Below are 18,212 nucleotides of genomic sequence, written 5' to 3' on the forward strand. Positions count from 1 at the left end.
CCGGGTCCGCCCACCACAGCCCGGCCAAAGCGTTAACAGGCCATTTCGTTTGGTGTGATCTTGCGGGATGCTGGCCGTATGGCGAACGAGCTTGTCGAGCGGTTGGTGCCTGACGGTTTGTGGGAGCTCTTTCAGAGGGTGGCACCGCCGGCGCCGGAACGACCGCAGGGCGGAGGCCGCCGTCGGTCGCACGGTGACCGGGAGGTTCTGGCCGCGATCGTGTTCGTGGCCACGTCAGGCTGCACATGGAACCAGTTGCCGCCTGGGTTCGGACCGTCGGGCGTCACCGCGTTCCGGCGGTTCACCGAGTGGTCCCAGGCCCGTGTCTGGGCCAAACTGCACCGCCTGGTGCTCGACGAACTCGGCGGTCAGGGAGAGCTCGACTGGTCGCGGTGCGCCATCGACTCCGTCAGCGTCCGCGCGGTCAAAGGGGGCCGCTGACGGGACCGAATCCGACCGACCGTGGCAAGAGTGGATCGAAAATCCACCTCATCGTCGACCGGAACGGCCTGCCTCTTTCCATCGGCGTCTCCGGCGCCAACGTGCACGACAGCCAGGCCTTCGAGCCACTCGTCAGAGGCATACCGCCTATCCGTTCACGCCGTGGCCCACGTCGGCGCCGCCCGGCGAAACTCCACGGAGACAAGGGATACGACTACCCCCACCTGCGACGATGGTTACGGATGCGAGGGATCACACCACGTATCGCCCGTCGCGGAGTCGAGAACTCCCAACGCCTCGGCCGGCATCGGTGGGTCGTAGAACGCACCATCGCCTGGCTCAGCGGATGCCGACGACTACACCGTCGCTACGAACGCAAAGCCGAACACTTCATGGCCTTCACCGCGATCGCTGCCACACTCATCTGCTACCGCAGACTCCCCAAATGAAATGGCCTGTTATGAGCTGTGGAGACGACGACATCCGCCTGGTCTTCGTCGGTCAGGGCATTGACTGCAGCGATGATGGCCTCTGGACCGTGAGTGTCCACGAGTTCCACGAACGGCTGCAGATCCCGGCCAGCAGGATCGTACTGCGCATAGTCCTGCAGCTCGCCCCATGAGGAGAAGAGGAACAACTCGGGATGGGAGGTGGGGCGGCCGTCCTTGAGAGCCCTGGCGGCGATCGCGAGCGAAACGAGCGTATCCCCACTTCGCGACAACGCGACACGACGTCCGGCCGCGAGTAGCCGCAGTACCTCCGTCATGGCCCCGATGTTGGTGCGGCAGAGCACGGCGTCCGGACATGCGACGTCGCCGATCTCCGTCGGGATTGCCTCCGTGCCAGTCAGCCGGATCGATGCTCCCGCAAGTCCGAGCCACACATTGGCCTGATCGGCGAGAAGGGGGCCGAACCGGAAGGAGCGGGTCAGGCTGAGGCGGGTGGCATCGAAGCCGGTCATCACATCACGTGCCCCACGCCAGCCATAGATGGCTTGAGCGGAGTCGCCGACCATTACCAGCTGGGCATGGGCCCCCTGAGCTGTGAACACCTGCTCCACGACCGAGTTGGTGTCCTGTGCCTCGTCCAGGAGAAGGAAGTCACCATCGATTCTCGGCTCGGTGAGCGCCCACATTTTCAGATACTGAACTTGATCGGGTGATGTCGGGCCGTTCGGCTGAGCGGTGAGCCTGGGGCGCTGTACTGCTTTCGCTGTGAGGTATGCGCAGGGCGGTGGCTTGACCGACGCTGAGAGGGACGCCCGGGAGCGGGTGCGCCTCGATGCGGTGACCCGGTTCGAGGCCGGGGCGACGAACCGCGCTGTTGCCACTGCGCTGCGCGTGTCAGAGCGATCGGTGGAGCGGTGGAGACGGCAGTGGCGCGAAGGCGGTGCGGCTGATGTCGCCTCGAAGGGTTCGCCCGGGCGCCCCAGGCTCTCTGACAAGCAGATCGCCCGGCTGGAGCGGGAGTTGGAGCGCGGCCCGCTCGCACATGGCTGGGTTGACCAGCGATGGACTCTCGCGCGCGTCAAGAACTTGATCGGGCGACTGTTCCACGTCTCCTACACGGTGGAGGGCACGTGGCGACTGTTGAAGCGGCATGGGTGGTCCTGGCAGCAGCCCACTCGCCGCGCGATCGAGCGTGACGACGACGCGGTAGAACTCTGGAAGAAGGAGGTCTGGCCGCGGGTAAGAGCGTCGCGGCGGCGCGCGGCGGCTGGATCCTCTTTGAGGACGAGGCCGGCCAGTCGATGACGCCGCCGCGTGCCAGGACCTGGGGCCGGATCGGACAGACCCCGGTAGTGCGGGTGCGGGGCCGGGGCTCGGGACGAGTGTCGATGGCGGGCATGACCTGCTACAAGCCGGGCGAGCGGTCCCGACTGATCTACTCGGTCCGCGAGTACAACGGGCGCAAGGACCAACCGAAGGGCTTCGGCTGGCGGGACTTCCGCGACCTGCTGGTCCGCGCCCGCATCCAGCTCGGCGGACCGATCGTGCTGGTCTGGGACAACGTCCGCATCCACCTGACCGCACCGCTGCACGAGTTCATCGCCGCGAACGCCGACTGGCTCACCGTGTTCCAACTGCCCACCTACGCCCCCGACCTGAACCCGCAAGAAGGCGTGTGGTTCCTGGTCAAGCGCGACATCGGCAACCTCGCCGCCGCCGACCTGGGCCAGATCACCCGCGCTGTGAAGCGCAAGCTCAAGATGCTGCAGTACCGACCCCACGTGATCGACGGCTGTCTCACCGGCACCGGCCTGGCCCTGGACCGCTGATCGCGTCGAACATCGCGTCCTTCCACCCGAAGATCGCGGGAGCCCGCCTCTACGCGAACGTGCTGGAACAGGCGCTGATGTAGAAAATCCGCACAGGGAGGGGAAGGACCTGTAGGACCGGTCCTTCCTTCGCCGAGCTGGGGCCTGAGTACGCGTACTCAGGCCCCAGGCCGCGATGAAGCGCAACGATGCTGTCATGGACACTACTTCTGTGCAGCGCCACGACGAGCGCGCTTCGCCTTCTGGTAGGGGACTGGCCACGCGCGTCGCGGGTGCCGCCGGAACCGGTGCCGCTCTCACGTACCTGTCGCTCGGGTTGGTGGACTCGGCGTACCGCTACGACACCCGCACCTGCGCCAACGCGCCGGGCTTCTGCATGACGGTGTGGCCGGACGTGTCGCTCCTCGCCTCGTTCGCCATCGCGCTCGTGGGGCTGATCGTGGCGTATCGACTTCTGGGCATCCAACCCCGGCTAGCGGTGATCCCGCCGACACTCCTGCTGGCACCGTTCCCGCTGGACGCCGTGGAGTCAGTGGCCGGATTGTGGCCGGCCACCGTCGCAGGAGCGGCGTGGGCCGCCGCACTGGCGCTGACGGTATGGCGCCCCTACCGGATCCTGGGACTGTCCGCCGCAGCCGCACTCCTCCTCGCATCCCTTACCGTTCTGTACGGCTGAGCAAATGACAGAACTCCGTGCCGCCCCTACAGTCACGCGCGGGCTGGGGTGGCGTCTGATCTCGCCGGAACTGTGGTCCCCAAAGACCACCCCGGTAGAGACACACTGCCTATGTCAGGTGCATTGCGGATGCATGGGTATCGCTGGCCCAAGCGGAGGATCGGCAACCACGCTAGCCCGGGAGGCGGCTGCCCGGGTGCGGGTGGAGGAGCTTGAGTCGCAGATCGCGGAGTTGACGGCGCGACTGGAGGCCGAGCGGGAGACGTGGTCGCGGCTGCGGGAGACGGTGGCCGAGGTGGTCGCGGAGATGTCCAGTTCGGACTGGGCCTCGGTCGCCGAGCAACCGGTGAAGCCGACGGCCGGTGACCAGCCGGTGCGGGTGGTTGGGGCGATCATGGTGCCGCACGGGCGGGAGGGGCTGTCGGTGGATGTACTGCCGGATGTGTACCGCGACATCGTGGAGGTCGTGGCGGACGCATCGGATCCGATGCAGGCCAAGCAGATCGTGCCGAGGATCGGGCTGCCGGCGGTGACGGCGAAGATCGAGGGGACGCGGGGGAAGCTGAAACAGCTGGTAGAGCGGGGCTGGCTGAGAGAGGACCAGCCCGGACTGTTCGCGCTCGCTCACCGGACGGCAGAGGCGAAGGCGTGAACTCCCGGAACGATAAAGGCTCTTCTTTCTACCTTCGTAGGTGCCAACCAGAACAAAGCGCAGAAAGAAGAGCGCGATGGAACCCTACGACGCCTTCGATGGCATTGATGAGTTCGCTGCCGCAGTCAGCGCCTTCGGCTGCCTGCAAGGCGACTTGGCCGACGCCGCGACCGCACGGATGGCGCATCACGAAGTGGAGGAGCTGATCGAGGAGCGGGGCCGTGAGCTGCTGCGTCTGTTATTCCAGGGCCATCTCGGCCAGCGGGCCCGCCGGGAACGCGGACAACCCCGCGGGATCGGTGGGGTGGTGACCGGGGCGGACGGGCTGGTGCGTCCGTATCGGGAGACGGGCCATCACCGGCGGCTGGCCTGCGTGTTCGGCACGGTCACTGTCGAGCGGTGCTCCTGACGGCAGAAGGGGCTGCCCAGCGTCCACCCTGTCGACCGGGTCCTGTCCCTTTCCGCCGGACGGCACTCGCACGGCCTGCGCCGGCTGGCGGTCGCCGAGGCCATCCGCGGCTCCTACGACCAGGCCAAGGCGGCAATCGATCAACGGTGCGGGAAGGTGCTGGGCAAACGTCAGGCCGAACACCTCATCATCGCCGCGGCCCGGGACATCGACGGCTTCTACCAGCGTCGGATCCCGCTGCCGGCGACCGCCGACACCCTCCTGGTCCTGCAGTTCGACGGCAAGGGCATCGTCATGCGGCCCGAGGCCCTGCGGCCCGCCACCCTCAAGGCCCACCGGACCGCCCGGCGGGCGATGCGCACCCGGCTCGCTCCGGGCGAGAAGCCGCACCGCAAACGGATGGCCACTCTGGCCTGCGTCTTCGACGCCGATCCGGCACCCCGCCGGCCGCACGACATCATCGCCCTGCCGGACGGACGCAGCCGCGAACGGACAATCCGGCCGGGGCCGAAAGCCTCGGCGAAGTGGCTGACCGGGTCGGTCGTCCACCCGCCCGAGCACACCGTCGCCGCCGCCTTCGACCAGGCCGAAGCCCGCGACCCCGGCCACGTCCGTACCTGGGTGGTCCTCGTCGACGGCGCCCGCCATCAGCTCGACCTCATCCATGCCGAAGCCGACCGACGCCACATCCCCGTGCACGTCCTGCTCGACATCGTGCACGTCAGTGAGTACCTGTGGACCGCGGCGCACGCCTTCCATCCGCCCGGCACCGCCGATGCCGAAGCGTGGGTCGCCAGCCACCTGATCACGATCCTGCATGGTCAGGCCGCCCGCGCCGCGCGAGAGATCACCGCGCAGGCCGACCGGGTCCGCCTGCGCGGAGCGAAACGCGAGGCCGCGGACGCCTGCGTCGGCTATCTGACCAACCACCTCGACCAACTCGGCTACGACACCGCCCTCGCGGCGGGCTGGCCGATCGCCACTGGCGCGATCGAGGGCGCCTGCCGTCATCTGATCGGCGGCCGCCTCGACATCACCGGCGCCCGCTGGGGCTTGGCCGGAGCCGATGCCGTCCTCAAACTCCGCGCCCTGAACGACAACGGCGACTTCGAGGAGTATTGGCGCTTTCACCTACGGCGCGAGCACCAGCGCCTCTACCCCCTGCCCGACCAGCAGAGGTGCGCCCTCACAACCTGAACCATCCAGCACGAGCGTCTGATCAACCGGCGCCGACGAAAGCGCCGTTGGTGAGCACCGGCACCACCGAGCTGACGTCCACCTCCGTGGCGATAGCAACGTCGTCGGCGAACCCCGCTGCACCAAGCTCGCGCCCGGATGAGCTGGACGCGACGGCGGCGCGAGGATCCGGAGTCCCGGCGAAAACCGCCGCCGCCATGACGGCTTCCGAGGAGGGCACCTCACCACCACACTCAAGCAGCGCAGCGACCACCGCTCCGGCGCCGAGCATATCCTCGAGCGCCGGCCGAAGACTGCCGTCGGGCCAGCGTTCGCCGGCGGCGATCACCCCAACAGGATGCTCAATGGTCCCGTGGCCATGCGCACCGAGCCATCGCCCGACGGCCGATGCGTTCCGCAACGAGGCGGCGACCACGATGGAGCCTTCGGCGGCGGAGGCGGCGATCGCCGACCCGTTCGGCGAAGGCAGCACCAGCCGCGGAGTAAACGGAGCGCGTCGCAGCGCGGCCGGAGACAGCGACCATGGCGAAGCGTCGGTCACCGCTCGTCGCCCCACCGCCAAAGCGGCGTCCACCTGCTCGGCGAGGCCCACAGCAGACTCATCCCGCCAGGGATAGGGGAACACCTGCGTCCCCGCGTCGACAGCGACGGTCACGGACGTGGTGAACGACAACACGTCGACGACCACCAAGCAGGCAACATCACCCGCGAGACGTTCTGCCCCTACCGGACCCCACTCAACCCGCACACCATGACCAGCCTGCGCAAAGACATCACCCACGGCCCACGATCATGCCAGCAGAAGCTGACACTGAGCCATAGATCTTCTCTTCGCGAGAGCTACACCCATCTGACTTGCTCCCTTGTGCGCACCACCCACCGTCCGGGTCGATGCCATTTATCCAGCCTATGTGCCAACTAAGATGCCTCGTCACAAGACGGTCACCGCCGAACCCGAGGCATCCCCAGCCCGATCCACGAGATGATCTCGCGCTGGATCTCGTTGTTGCCGCCGCCGAAGGTGAAGATCACGGCGGAGCGGTAGCCGCGCTCCAGTTCGCCGTGCAGGACTGCGCCCGCCGAGCCCTCCTTCAGCGGGCCGGCGGCGCCGACGACCTCCATGAGCCAGGCGTAGGCGTCCCGGCGGGATTCGGAGCCGTAGACCTTGACGGCGGAGGCGTCCTGCGGGGTGAGGGTGCCTTCCTGAACGGCCGTCACCATCTGCCAGTTGAGGAGCTTCATGGCGTCGAGCCGGGTGTGGGTCCGGGCGAGCAGGCGGCGCACCCAGGGCAGGTCGACGACCCGGCGGCCGTCGGCGAGCTTGGTCTCCATCGCCCAGCGCTGCACGTCGTGCAGGGCTCGGATCGCCATGGTGCCGTGGGCGGCGAGGGTGACGCGTTCGTGGTTGAGCTGGTTGGTGATCAGCCGCCAGCCCTGGTTCTCCTCACCGACCCGGCGCGAGACGGGGACACGGATGTTCTCGTAGTAGCTGGCCGTGGTGTCGTGCGAGGCGAGGGTGTTGATGACGGTGCAGGAGTAGCCCGGGTCGGAGGTCGGCACCAGGAGCATGGTGATGCCCTTGTGCGGCGGCGCCCCGGGATCGGTGCGCACGGCCAGCCACACCCAGTCCGCGGTGTCGCCGTTGGTGGTCCAGATCTTCTGCCCATTGACGACGTACTCTCCCCCACTCTCGGCTTCGCTCGAGCGGGAGGTGCCCCCATCGTCGCGTACGGCTCGTGTCTTCAGGGAAGCGAGGTCGGTGCCGGCCTCGGGCTCGCTGTAGCCGATGGCGAAGTCGATCTCGCCGGAGAGGATGCGGGGCAGGAAGTACGCCTTCTGCTCCTCGGTGCCGAACTGCATGATCGTCGGGCCCACCGTGTTCAGCGCCATCAGCGGCAGCGGTACGCCGGCCTGCGCGGCCTCGTCGAAGAAGATGAACTGCTCCATCGCGGACATCCCGCGCCCGCCGTACTCCTCGGGCCAGCCCACGCCGAGCCAGCCGTCCGTGCCGAGCCGCCGGATCGTCTCGCGGTAGAACCGCTTCTGCGCGGCCGGATCCGCGTACCGGGCGTAGGCATGATCGGGCACCAGCTCGGCGAAGTAGGCGCGCAGCTCGCTGCGCAGTCGCTGCTGCTCGGGCGTGTGGTCGAGGTGCACGGCGCCTCCAGGGTCCCCAAGGGCGGTCCTGACGGCGCACACCGTAGAACGTGTTTCAGAAATAGGGAATGGCGGCGCCGGGACTCAGTTCAGGGCCGCGATGAAGCCCGTGCACGCCTCGGCACAGGCCCGGCACACCCCCGCGGTCGATTCGGCACCGGGATGCCCGGCGAAAGCGTCCGCGCAGTCGAGGCAGACCGAGCGGCACCATTCCAGCTGGATCCTGACCCCTTCCTCGTCCTGACGGTCCTGCTCGGACAGCATCCGGCAGGTGGAGTCGCACACCTCGGCGCACATGATGCCCAGCCGGCGCACGCGGTCCTGCCGCGGCGAACCGACCGGATCCAGGAGGCCCGCACGCACCGCACACGCTCTGGCGCACTCCGTGCACGCCTGGGCGCACTCGAAGCGGTCCTCCAGGAACCTGTAGAGCTGCTGTGGAGAAGTCGGCGATGTCACACCGGGCGGGTAGCCGGGCGGGAGCGTCGCAAACCCGTTCACCGGGACCAGGTGACACCCGCTTCACGGGACCGCGTGACACCGCTCCACCGGGGCGAGGTGACGCCGCGACCGGGCCGTGTCGCCGTCCGTGGAGGCGCGGCCACCCAATGTGTCCGGTTCGTCCCGTTCCGGGTGGGGTATTCCTGTCCTATGAGTACCGCACAGATGCAGCTGGCTGCGGCAAGCGGTCTGATGAGCCTCGTGCTCTTCCTGGTGGCCATGGCCCTCCTGGCGTTCCTCGCCGGCGGCTACTGGATGACCTCGCGCGTCAAGTACCGGGAGTCCCCGCGACCACGCCCCGAGGAGCAGCCGCACCTGCCACCCGAGGGCCCGGTGCACGAGGTCCGGGAGAACAGGGAGTCCCAGGAGGTTCCCGAGATGCCCAAGGGCGGTCGCCCGCTCACCCCGTACGAGCTGACGAACATGGACACCAGGCCCAGCGCCTCGAAGGAGCGCCCGCGCTGGAGCAAGGGGTCGAGCGGCTCGTTCGGCGGCGGCGGACTGGGCGCCCACTGAATCCGACCGAACGCAGAACACCGAACACCACGCCGAACACCGGACACCACCCACACGACACCGAGCGAACGACCGGCCCTGGCCCGCGCCAGGCCGCCGTACACCGCTAGGAGACGTTCCTGGCGGCGTCCAGGCGGCCGACGCGGGCCACGTTCTGCACGTCCTCCGGGTCCTGGCTCGGCTCGGCGGCGAACCAGGCGCCGAGGATCTCCGTCAGCACCGGTGCCGAGGTGAGCCGCAGGCTGAGCGCCAGGACGTTGGCGTCGTTCCAGCGGCGGGCACCCTCGGCCGTGGCGGCATCCGTGCACAGGGCCGCACGGACGCCCGGCACCTTGTTCGCGGCGATGGAGGCGCCGGTGCCGGTCCAGCAGCACACGACCGCCTGATCGGACCTGCCCTCGGCGACGTCCCGGGCGGCGGCCTCGGAACAGACCGCCCACTGCGGATCGGCACCGGACCGCAGCGCGCCGTGCTCACGCACCTCGTGGCCGCGCCGGCGCAGTTCCGCCACGAGGAGGCGGGCGACGGGTTCGTCCATGTCGGAGGAGACGGAGATCATCATGCGCGACTCTATCCTCCCGGGTAAGGGAGCCTCGCAGGCCTGGTGACATGTCGTGCGGACATCAGTTTCGTCGGCTCTCAGCAACGACGACTCTATCCAACGTTTTCCATCCAGGCCGTGCCGGCCCTCATCTGCAGTGCCGCCACGCCGTGGCAGGCAAGCGGAGCGGCGTCAGACCCGTCTGGTTCTTGAAACTGCCGACAGGAATAGGTGGCGCAATTTCCACTTGCCTGAATTCTCGGCGGAAGGCGGAAGGTCCCTCTTCTTGCGCCGCGGTCGCCTGCGCCGGCGGGCGCCCGCGGGGACGCCGGTCTTCCGGGGGGAAGGACCGCAGCCCAGGAACCCGAGTGCCCAGGTTATCCGGATTTACCGACAGAGATCACGTTCAGCACGGTGAATTCACCTGGTAGTACGCCGTCATGAGTCATGCCTTCTGAATGCACCTCAGCGCGCGAAACCAACTGGTATCGGGTGGCAATTCGGAGCGACTTCGCCACCGCACCGGCAGAAGTGGGCGCTGATTACCTGGAGTTGACGGCTGCGGCACTGCGGTTTTCTTCCGGCCGGTTGCGCACGCTTCCTCCGGTCGATTCCGAGCCAACTCCCCCTCCTCCGCACCGAATACGCGCCTCACAGGCGGGCCTGCGGGACGAAAGCGCGCGAGTGGCGGCGAGGTCGTGTCGGTCCTTTGGTTGACGGGTGAAGATTGTGTATTAGGGTGAATGCGTTCCTGCCGATCACCATCGAACGGCAGGACGTCCCAGGGAGTTCCGCCCCGTCCGTTTCCAAAGTCTCCAGCGTGCGGCCGAGTTGATCCGTGGCGTCGTATCGTGACGGCGCCACTGCCGAACGGCGGACCCTTTCTGGGTACTGGGTGGACATCCGGCACAGCGGAACGCCGTGCCGGCCATCGGCCTGTCCCCGGCGGCTGCGACCGGTTGTGCAGCGGTCGCGGCCGTCCCCGCTCCCCACTGCTCTGACACCGAATTTCCCTGATGGTGATGACGATTCAATCTGAAACGGGAGGCGCCCGGTGATATTTTCCCGTGCGTCGCGAGGACGCCGTGACGCAGCGGATGCCACGGCACAGTCACCGGAATCAGCAGCGCCTCCTTCCACTCCCTCGCCCCCGGCGCCGAGTCCACTGCCGGACCTCGTGCCGCTGACCGCGGAGGAAATCGCCCTGATGCGCGCGAGCGTGGCCGTGGTCGGCCCGCAAGCAGCGGACATGACGGTGTACTTCTACGCCATTCTGTTCGCGCGCCACCCCGAGGTGCGCGGGCTCTTCCCGGACAACCTGGACGTCCAGCGCGACCGGTTGCTGCGCGGGCTGCTGCAGATCGTCGACCTCGTCGACGACCCGGAGAACCTGATCCGGTTCTGCGGCCGGCTCGGTCGCGACCACCGCAAGTTCGGGGCGCTGGACGGCCACTACCCCGCGGTGGGCGAGTGCCTGCTCTCATCCCTGGCCCGCTACGCCGGCCCGGCGTGGAGCCCGGAGCTGGCCGCCGCATGGACGCACGGATACGACGTCGTCGCGCAGGTGATGATGCACGCCGCGGGAGAGGACGCCCGCACGGCGCCCGCGGTGTGGGAGGCGGAGATCATCCAGCACCAGCACCGCGGCCACGGCATCGCGGAGATCACCGTGCGGCCCGATGCGCCCTACCCGTACACGGCAGGCCAGTACGCGAGCGTGGAGACGCCCTGGCACCCCAAGGCATGGCGCTACTACTCGCCCGCGCACGCGCCGCGAGCGGACAACACCGTGACCTTCCACGTGCGTGCGATCGCCAAGGGCCAGGTCAGCCAGGGCCTGGTCTACAGCGCCAAGGCCGGGGACACGGTGCGACTCGGACCCACTCAGGGCGACATGACGCTCGACCCGCGCACCGACCGGGATCTGGTGTGCGTGGCCGGCGGGACCGGCATGGCCCCCATCAAGGCCCTGGTCGAGGACGCGGCCCGCACCGGGAGAGAGCGCTACGTCGACGTCTTCCTCGGCGCGCGGACCGCCGAGGAGCTCTACGGCCTGGACGACATGCTCAGGATGTCCCAGCGGCACCACTGGCTCTCGGTGCGCGCCGCGGTGTCGCAGGAGCGTATTGCGGGGCTGGAGGGCACCCTGCCGCAGGTGCTGAACGAGTTCGGGCCGTGGTACCGGCACGAGGCGTTCCTCTCCGGGCCGGTGGACATGGTCACGCAGGCCAGCGCCACCCTGGCCCGGCAGGGTATCCCGCAGGAGCGGATCCATTTCGACCCCTTCGACGTGCCCGCACTCGAGGCCGCGCTGCTGCCCCGGCGGTTGCGGGAACCGCCCGAGGACTGAGCGTCCTGCCCGACCCGGCCCCGGCCGTGCGGCCACTCCCATGCCGCGCCCGCCCACCGGACTCGGCTTCGCCCCGTCCGCTCCCGGCCGAGCGGCCGCCGGACCACTGCCGGCGCGCCGGGCCCGTGTGAGCACCAGACCCCAGGCAGGAGAGAATCCGGTGCAACTCCCCCTCTCGTCCGACCCGGCCCGGCACCGCCCGTCGGCGCACGAGGCCGTCCTGGCGGCCGCCGAGGTGTTCATCCGCCAGTACGCCGCCGAGAACCCGGGCGACGGCGATCCGGGCCGGCGGCTCGCGGAGGTCACCGCGGAGGTGGAGCGCTTCGGCACATACGAACACACCCCGGCGGAGCTGGCGTTCGGCGCGCGGGTGGCCTGGCGCAACGCGGCGCGGTGCATAGGCCGGCTCTACTGGAACAACCTGATCGTGCGGGACCTTCGGCACGTCACACATCCCGACGACATCGCCGGCGAGTGCTTCGAGCATCTGCGGATCGCGACCAACGGAGGCCGTATCCGGCCGGTCATCAGCGTCTTCGCCCCCGATCGCCCCGGCCGTCCCGCCGCCACGCTGCTGGGCGAGCAGTTGGTGCGCTACGCGGACGACCCGCGCAGCGCCCACCGGGTGGCGCTGGCCAGGGACTTGGGCTGGAAGGGCGGCGAAACCCCCTTCGAGGTGCTGCCGTTGCTGGTGCAGCCCGGCGCCGGCCCGACCCCGCAGTTCTACGAGGTGCCCGAGGACGCCGTGTTGGAGGTGCCGTTGACGCATCCGGGCCATCCAGGGTTCGCCGACCTCGGTCTGCGCTGGTACTCGGTGCCGGCCGTCAGCGACATGTCGCTGGAGATCGGCGGGGTCACGTACCCGGCCGCGCCCTTCAACGGCTGGTACATGGGCACCGAGATCGGCTCGCGCAACCTCGCCGACACCGACCGGTACAACCTGCTGCCCGCCGTCGCCGAGCTGTTCGGCCTCGACACCCGCAACGAGCGCACCCTGTGGCGGGACCGCGCCCTGGTCGAGCTGAACCTGGCGGTCCTGCATTCCTACGAGAAGGCGGGGGTGAGCATGGCCGACCACCACACGGAATCGCAGCGGTTCCTTGCGCACGTGGACCGCGAGAGGCGGCACGGGCGCCCGGTGCCGACCGACTGGAGCTGGATCGTCCCGCCCCTGTCCGGAGGGGCGACAGCGGTGTTCCACCGCTACTACGACCCCGAGGATCCCGACCTGCGGCCCGCCTTCGTGCACCGGACCGCAGGGGCGCCGGAGGGATGCCCCTACGGCGCTGTCTGAGAGGGCACTTGTTCCAGGCCCCTGTCAGACGCGTACCCGCAGGTGTGGCAGGCGCGAGGCCGCCCCCGGGGACGGCGGTTCGGCGCAGGCCCTCGGGCCCGTCGGCCAGGCGCAGGCCGGGGTGCCGTGCCAGCAGGGTCGTCAGCGCGATCTCGCACTGCAGCCGGGACAGAGCGGCGCCGACGCAGTAGTGGAGGCCGTGGCCGAAGCCGATGTGGCCCTCGGTGCCGTCCTGGGGGCGGCGGGTGATGTCCAGGCGGTCGGGGTCTTCGTAGCAGCGGGGGTCGCGGTTGGCGGAGACCAGGATGAACTGGACGCAGTCCCCCTTGCGGACGGGTGTGCCGTGGAGGTCGAGGTCCTCGGCGGCGATGCGCATGCGCACCATGATGTCGGGACCGCACCAGCGGATGAACTCGTTCACCGCGTCCGGCGTCAGACCGGGGTCGTCGCGCAGCAGCCGCAGCTGCTCGGGGTGGGTGAGCAGGGCGGCGATCGCGTTGACGAGGAGCTGGGCCGTGTTGTCGTAGCCGGCCATGACGACGTTGAGGACCATCGCGACGGCCTCCTCCTCGGTCAGCCGCAGCCTGTCGTCGTCCCGGGCACCGGCGAGGGTGGTCAGCAGGTCGTCGGCGGGTGCACGGCGTCGCTCGTCGAGCAGGCGCAGGACGGTCTCGATCACCGCCGGGGAGGACTCCCGCAGCCGTCCGGGTTCCATGACGAGGATGTCGTGGCCCCAGCGGCGGAAGACCGCCCGGTCCGCCTCGGGGACGCCGGTCAGTTCGCAGACGATCGTGACGGCCAGCGGGTAGGCGTATCCGTCGACCAGTTCGAGGACGCCGTCGGGTGAGCAGCGGTGCAGATCGTCGAGCAGCTCGGCGGTGAGCCGCTCGACACGGGGGCGCAGGGCCGCCATGCGACGGGCGGTGAAGGCGCGGCCGACGGCACCGCGCAGCCGGGTGTGGTCCGGCGTGCTGGAGTTGCCCCAGACGCTCGCTCGCCCGGAGCACGAGCTGTCGACTTCTTCGGTACGGACTGCCGTCGGGGCAGGTGGGTGCAGATGTCGCGGACGAGATCACCTCGGCCCTCGACGTGCCGTCGCAGGCCGCCGTCCTGGGGACCCTGCGGGAGCTCCAGAGCCGTCTCGGCCTGACCGTCCTGTTCATCAGCCACAGTCTCACCGCCGTACGGCAGGTCGCGGACGACGTCGCCGTCCTGCGCCTGGGGCGCATCGTGGAACACGCCGCCTCCGACGACCTGTTCCGTTCGCCCCGCCATCCGTACACATGGCTCCTCCTGGACGCGGCGCCGGCTCTCGTGGGCGGCGGAGGATGACCTGCGCTGCCACAGGGCCGATGCCGAGGAGCAGGACCCCCTTCGTGTGTGCATCAAGTCGTCCGTGCATCAAAATCGGAGACCACTTTTCCAGCATTGTCGAACTTGCATCGATCGTGCGCGTCAGGCCGCCGCGACACCCGAGTCCTCGAGGCAGCGGCGGAGGTGGTCGAGGCCGCGCCGGGTGTGACTCTTGACCGTGCCGAGCGGCCAGCCGGTGATCCGGGCGATCTGTGCCTGCGTCAGGTCCTCGTAGTAGGCCAGGTGCAGCACCTGCCGCTGCGCGGAGCTGAGTTGCCGCAGCGCGCGGCCCACTACCAGCCGGTCGAGTGCGTCCTCGGGCTCGCCGGCGGCCTCGCGGCCCGGCACCGGGGGCAGGCTGGCGGCCGCGACGGCGAGCCGGGCGCGTCGCGCCCTCGCTGCCAGCGCGTCGGCCACCTTGCGCCGGGTGATCCCGACGAGCCAGGCGGCCGGTGTTCCACGCTCCGGGACGTATCCGTGCCGTCCGCGCCAGGCGTCGGTGAACACCTGCTGGGTCACGTCCTCCGCATCCCCTGCGTCACCGAGCGCCTGCTGGGCGAGTCCGTGGACCAGCCCGCCCCACCGCCGGTGGAGCGCGGACCAGGCGGCGTCGTCGGCGGGCAGCGGGATGCCGTCCACGACGTGCGGTGGCGGATGGGCGAGACCGGGCTCGGCGGTGGTGACGGAGCTCGGTGCGGCCGGAATGCGGTCCATGACCACGTCTCTCCTCGTGAACCGGGCGGGCGTCGCCGATCGGGGGCGACACTCACCCGATGAGCGGTGCGGCCTCGGGCCCCACCGCGCCGTACGTGCCGTTGTCCTGCGCGTTCAGCGTGCGCCCGGAGGAAGAGGGCGACAACTCGCATCGATCTCGCATCGTTTAATCTGAAAGCAGGAGCATGCGGACGGACGGGCTCACGCCCGACGAAGCGGCGCGAGGTGACAGTCATGAGCGACGCGACGGAGTCGGCCGGGCTGACCACGGGCGCGGTGGCCCGTCGACTGGGCGTCTCCCCCACCACCCTGCGCTCCTGGGACCGCCGCTACGGCCTGGGGCCCGCCTCGCGGTCACAGGGGCGGCACAGGCGTTGGAGTCCGCAGGACGTGGCGATGGTCGAGGAGATGTGCCGGCTGGCGGCGGCCGGCGCTCCCCCGGCCGAAGCGGCTCGGGTGGCCCGTCTCAGGCACGGCGAGGGGGGATCTTCCCTCCCTGCCCCGGCCGGTCCTTCCGGCAGCCCACCGCCGGCACCGGCGCTCCGGGACGACGCCCGTCGCGGCGGTGCAGGCGGTGGGCTGCCGCTCGGCGACGTGCGCCAGGAGTGCCGGGGGCTGGCCCGGGCCGCGGTGCGGCTGGACGCGCCCGAACTGGAGAGCCGGCTGCTGGACGCGGTCAGGGAGCACGGGCTGACCACGGCGTGGGAGGAGGTGATGGTGCCGACACTGCGCGCGATGGGCCGCAAGTGGGAGTCCTCCGGCGACCGTTACGTGGAGGTGGAGCACCTGCTGTCCTGGCAGATCTCCACCGCCTTGCGCCGTGCGCCGCTGGTGCTGCCGCGGGCGGCGGAACCCGTCGGCACCGAGCCGGTCGTGCTGGCGTGCGTACCCGGCGAGCAGCACTCGCTGCCGCTGGAGGCACTCGACGCGGCGCTGGACGAACTCGGCGTGCCGACGCGGATGCTTGGCGCCGCCGTACCGGCGGAGGCGCTGGTGGCCTGTGTCCGGCGCACCGGCCCGGCCGCCGTCGTGTTGTGGGCGCAGACCCGCTCATCAGCGTCGACGCCGCTGGCCCGGCATGTCGCGGACCTGCAGTGGGGATCTGCGGGCGCCCGCAGGGGGCCCTTCGTACTGCCGGCGGGCCCGGGCTGGGACCGGCGCGGGGCCGGCGGCTTCCCTCGGTGCGCGGGTCTGCGGGAGGCCGTCCGGATGCTGAGCGGCCTGTACGGCACGGACGGCGCCGTACGCGGGCCGGCCGGGCGAGTCTGACCGCCGCACGCCGGCCGTCGGGGCCAAGTCCGACCGCCCCACGCCGTTCGGCCCGCGGTACGAGTCCGAACTCCGCGCACCCGCCACGGGCCGCTCGGTTCTGCAGGCCACGGTGGGCACGCCCGCGCCCGGGCTGGTCGTGGCGGGCGACACGGTCCGCACGGGTCTGCCGGTGGCGCTGATGGAACGAGCGGCCACCAGCGGCTTCCCCGCCGCCGACACGCTGCAGCGCCGGTGGGGCTGCGGGGCCACGCCCTGTAGGCGGTCCCCGGCCGGGGCCGCACCGCCGCCCGGCAGTGGGCTGCGGCGCGCGTCGGGGCGGCCGTCGAGAACCGACCGGACACTCCCGGGGCGCCTCGGCGAGTACCGGGGCGAACAGGCCACTTGGGACGTCGTGGCCCGCGGTACCCGGGTACGGCGAACGGCATCCCGCTGTCGCGCCCCGCATCCACCCGGCCGTGCGCGGGGGAAGAGTGACCGGGCGCGGGCGGCCGCGCCCGGTCGACGGCGGAGGTGAGGGAGCGAGATGAGCAACCGAGACCCGTACGGCACGCGGTGGGACGTCGTCGTCGTGGGCGCGGGACCCGCCGGACTGGCCTGTGCCCGGGACCTCCTCACGGCGGGGCTGCGGGTACGGCTGCTGGAGGCCGGGGACCGGCCCGGCGGCCGGATGCGCACCGACCTCGTGGCGGGGTGCACCGTGGACCGTGGCTTCCAGGTCTTCAACACCGCCTATCCCCAGGTACGGCGCCGGGTGCCCCTGCGGCGGCTGCGGTTGCGCCCCTTCACACCCGGCTTCCTGGTGCGTGACGGCGACCGGCTGCTCAGGTTCGCCGACCCCACCCGGGCGACCCGGCACGCCGTGGCGGGACTGACCGACGGGCTGGCCGGGCCGCGCGACCTGGCCGCCCTGGCCGCGCTGACCGGCTGGGACGCCCTCGCTCCCGCGGCGCTGCTACGGCGCGGGCGGGACACCACGACACGGCGGGCGCTGTCCGGGGCAGGCTTCACCGACGCGTTCGTGGAACGGTTCTTCCGGCCGTTCCTGTCCGGGGTGTTCCTGGAGGACGACCTGGGGACCTCCAGCCGCTTCTTCCATCTCGTGTGGCGGAGCATGGCCCGCGGCACCCTCTGCCTGCCGGCCGCCGGCATCGGGGCCGTGCCCGGACTGCTGGCGTCCCGGCTCCGGCCCGGCACTCTGGCCCTGGAATCGCCGGTGACGGCGCTGTCGGACGAGGGCGTCCTCGTGGACGGGGACCGGCCCGTGGCGGCGCGGGCGGTGGTCGTGGCAGCGGGGCCGGGTGCGGCGGCCCGACTGCTGCCGCGCCTGCCCGTCCCGCCGTACCGCACGGTCACGACCTACTACCACCTCGCCGCCCACTCCCCCCCTGCGCGAGCCGACGCTGGTGACGGACGCGCGGGGGCGCTTCGCCAACAGCTGCGTCATGAGCGAGCTGCACCCCGCGCACGCCCGACGCGGGTACGCACTCGTGGCCACCTCGGTGCTCGGCGATGACGTCAGGGGCCGGGAGACGGGCGTCCGGGCGGCCCTCGCCGAGTGCTACGAGACCGACACCGCCGGCTGGGACCTGATCGCGGCCCGCACGGTGGAGGAGGCACTGCCCGTGATGCCGCCGGGGCTGCCCCTCAGCCGCCACAGCCGGGTCGCACCGGGCCGGTACGTGTGCGGCGACCACCGCGCGACCGGCTCGGTGCAGGGTGCACTGGCATCGGGAGCCCGGGCGGCCCGGGAGGTGGCGGCGGACCTGACGGGCGGTTGACGCCGGGACCGGAAGGAACGCGCCGGCCGGCGATCTGCCGTGCGAAGCCCTCCGCGCTGTTACGGGGCCCGGGCCGAACCCGG

At 70.6% G+C, this 18,212-nt stretch carries 15 protein-coding genes and 5 pseudogenes; 13 read left to right on the plus strand and 7 right to left on the minus strand.

The window, feature by feature from the left end; translation table 11 throughout:
• Positions 1–78: 78 nt before the first annotated feature.
• A protein-coding gene (locus ACIRVH_RS16680; protein WP_403953345.1) for an IS5 family transposase occupies positions 79–890 on the plus strand; the annotation gives its coding sequence in 2 pieces (ribosomal slippage) (positions 79–429 and positions 432–890; 810 coding nt in all).
• Positions 891–901: 11 nt separating this feature from the next.
• Here ACIRVH_RS16680 and ACIRVH_RS16685 read toward each other — a convergent pair.
• Positions 902–1,591, minus strand: a pseudogene (locus ACIRVH_RS16685) (UvrD-helicase domain-containing protein); the annotation flags it as partial.
• A 64-nt stretch (positions 1,592–1,655) separates the two neighbouring features.
• On the opposite strand from ACIRVH_RS16685, the gene ACIRVH_RS16690 reads away from it, so the two are divergent.
• The 5 genes and pseudogenes from ACIRVH_RS16690 (at position 1,656) to ACIRVH_RS16710 (ending at position 5,653) form a co-directional block, all read left to right on the plus strand.
• On the plus strand, positions 1,656–2,195 hold the full coding sequence (locus tag ACIRVH_RS16690; protein ID WP_403953348.1) for a winged helix-turn-helix domain-containing protein: 540 nt from the start codon (positions 1,656–1,658) through the stop codon (positions 2,193–2,195).
• On the plus strand, positions 2,192–2,719 hold the full coding sequence (locus tag ACIRVH_RS16695) for a transposase (RefSeq protein ID WP_403953351.1): 528 nt from the start codon (positions 2,192–2,194) through the stop codon (positions 2,717–2,719). The genes ACIRVH_RS16690 and ACIRVH_RS16695 overlap by 4 nt, the downstream gene beginning before the upstream one ends.
• 196 nt (positions 2,720–2,915) lie before the next feature.
• Positions 2,916–3,395, plus strand: a complete 480-nt coding sequence (locus ACIRVH_RS16700; RefSeq protein ID WP_403953352.1) for a hypothetical protein — start codon at positions 2,916–2,918, stop codon at positions 3,393–3,395.
• 133 nt (positions 3,396–3,528) lie between these two features.
• Positions 3,529–4,047, plus strand: coding sequence for a hypothetical protein (locus ACIRVH_RS16705; protein ID WP_403953354.1), 519 nt, complete (start codon positions 3,529–3,531; stop codon positions 4,045–4,047).
• Positions 4,048–4,123: 76 nt separating this feature from the next.
• A pseudogene (locus ACIRVH_RS16710) lies at positions 4,124–5,653 on the plus strand (ISKra4 family transposase).
• A 22-nt stretch (positions 5,654–5,675) separates the two neighbouring features.
• Here ACIRVH_RS16710 and ACIRVH_RS16715 read toward each other — a convergent pair.
• From ACIRVH_RS16715 to ACIRVH_RS16725, 3 genes are all read right to left on the minus strand, one after another.
• Entirely contained in the window at positions 5,676–6,341 is a 666-nt protein-coding gene (locus ACIRVH_RS16715; protein WP_403953939.1) for a 2-phosphosulfolactate phosphatase, read from the minus strand.
• Between the two features lie 254 nt (positions 6,342–6,595).
• Positions 6,596–7,810: an acyl-CoA dehydrogenase family protein gene (locus ACIRVH_RS16720; protein ID WP_403953356.1), complete on the minus strand. Its 1,215-nt coding sequence runs from the start codon at positions 7,808–7,810 to the stop codon at positions 6,596–6,598.
• Positions 7,811–7,894: 84 nt separating this feature from the next.
• Positions 7,895–8,269, minus strand: coding sequence for a ferredoxin (locus ACIRVH_RS16725; protein ID WP_403953357.1), 375 nt, complete (start codon positions 8,267–8,269; stop codon positions 7,895–7,897).
• Between the two features lie 192 nt (positions 8,270–8,461).
• Here ACIRVH_RS16725 and ACIRVH_RS16730 point away from each other — a divergent pair, with 192 nt between their 5' ends.
• Positions 8,462–8,827, plus strand: coding sequence for a DUF6479 family protein (locus ACIRVH_RS16730; protein ID WP_403953360.1), 366 nt, complete (start codon positions 8,462–8,464; stop codon positions 8,825–8,827).
• Positions 8,828–8,933: 106 nt separating this feature from the next.
• Here the strand turns inward: ACIRVH_RS16730 and ACIRVH_RS16735 are convergent, their stop codons facing one another.
• The gene (locus tag ACIRVH_RS16735; RefSeq protein WP_403953362.1) at positions 8,934–9,389 is read right to left on the minus strand and encodes an RpiB/LacA/LacB family sugar-phosphate isomerase; all 456 of its coding nucleotides are present in this window, start codon (positions 9,387–9,389) and stop codon (positions 8,934–8,936) included.
• A 1,156-nt stretch (positions 9,390–10,545) separates the two neighbouring features.
• On the opposite strand from ACIRVH_RS16735, the gene ACIRVH_RS16740 reads away from it, so the two are divergent.
• Together ACIRVH_RS16740 and ACIRVH_RS16745 are read left to right on the plus strand one after the other, a co-directional pair.
• Positions 10,546–11,718, plus strand: a complete 1,173-nt coding sequence (locus ACIRVH_RS16740) for a globin domain-containing protein (RefSeq protein WP_403953364.1) — start codon at positions 10,546–10,548, stop codon at positions 11,716–11,718.
• A gap of 160 nt (positions 11,719–11,878) precedes the next feature.
• Positions 11,879–13,012: a nitric oxide synthase oxygenase gene (locus ACIRVH_RS16745; protein ID WP_403953367.1), complete on the plus strand. Its 1,134-nt coding sequence runs from the start codon at positions 11,879–11,881 to the stop codon at positions 13,010–13,012.
• 184 nt (positions 13,013–13,196) lie between these two features.
• On the opposite strand, the pseudogene ACIRVH_RS16750 reads toward ACIRVH_RS16745, so the two are convergent.
• Positions 13,197–13,925 (minus strand): annotated as a pseudogene (locus ACIRVH_RS16750) (cytochrome P450); the annotation flags it as partial.
• 134 nt (positions 13,926–14,059) lie between these two features.
• Here ACIRVH_RS16750 and ACIRVH_RS16755 point away from each other — a divergent pair.
• Positions 14,060–14,344, plus strand: coding sequence for a hypothetical protein (locus ACIRVH_RS16755; RefSeq protein ID WP_403953369.1), 285 nt, complete (start codon positions 14,060–14,062; stop codon positions 14,342–14,344).
• A 123-nt stretch (positions 14,345–14,467) separates the two neighbouring features.
• Here the strand turns inward: ACIRVH_RS16755 and ACIRVH_RS16760 are convergent, their stop codons facing one another.
• Complete coding sequence (locus ACIRVH_RS16760; protein WP_403953372.1) at positions 14,468–15,079, minus strand: RNA polymerase sigma factor; 612 nt, start codon at positions 15,077–15,079, stop codon at positions 14,468–14,470.
• A 234-nt stretch (positions 15,080–15,313) separates the two neighbouring features.
• On the opposite strand from ACIRVH_RS16760, the gene ACIRVH_RS16765 reads away from it, so the two are divergent.
• The 3 genes and pseudogenes from ACIRVH_RS16765 (at position 15,314) to ACIRVH_RS16775 (ending at position 18,129) form a co-directional block, all read left to right on the plus strand.
• Positions 15,314–16,348 (plus strand): MerR family transcriptional regulator, encoded by a 1,035-nt coding sequence (locus tag ACIRVH_RS16765; protein WP_403953375.1) that lies wholly within the window; start codon positions 15,314–15,316, stop codon positions 16,346–16,348.
• Positions 16,349–16,457: 109 nt separating this feature from the next.
• Positions 16,458–16,654: pseudogene (locus tag ACIRVH_RS16770) on the plus strand (isorenieratene synthase); the annotation flags it as partial.
• A gap of 220 nt (positions 16,655–16,874) precedes the next feature.
• Positions 16,875–18,129: pseudogene (locus ACIRVH_RS16775) on the plus strand (FAD-dependent oxidoreductase).
• The last annotated feature ends 83 nt before the right edge of the window (positions 18,130–18,212 follow it).

The organism is Streptomyces sp. NPDC101165 (assembly GCF_044768135.1).
In the GTDB taxonomy this organism is placed as follows: domain Bacteria; phylum Actinomycetota; class Actinomycetes; order Streptomycetales; family Streptomycetaceae; genus Streptomyces.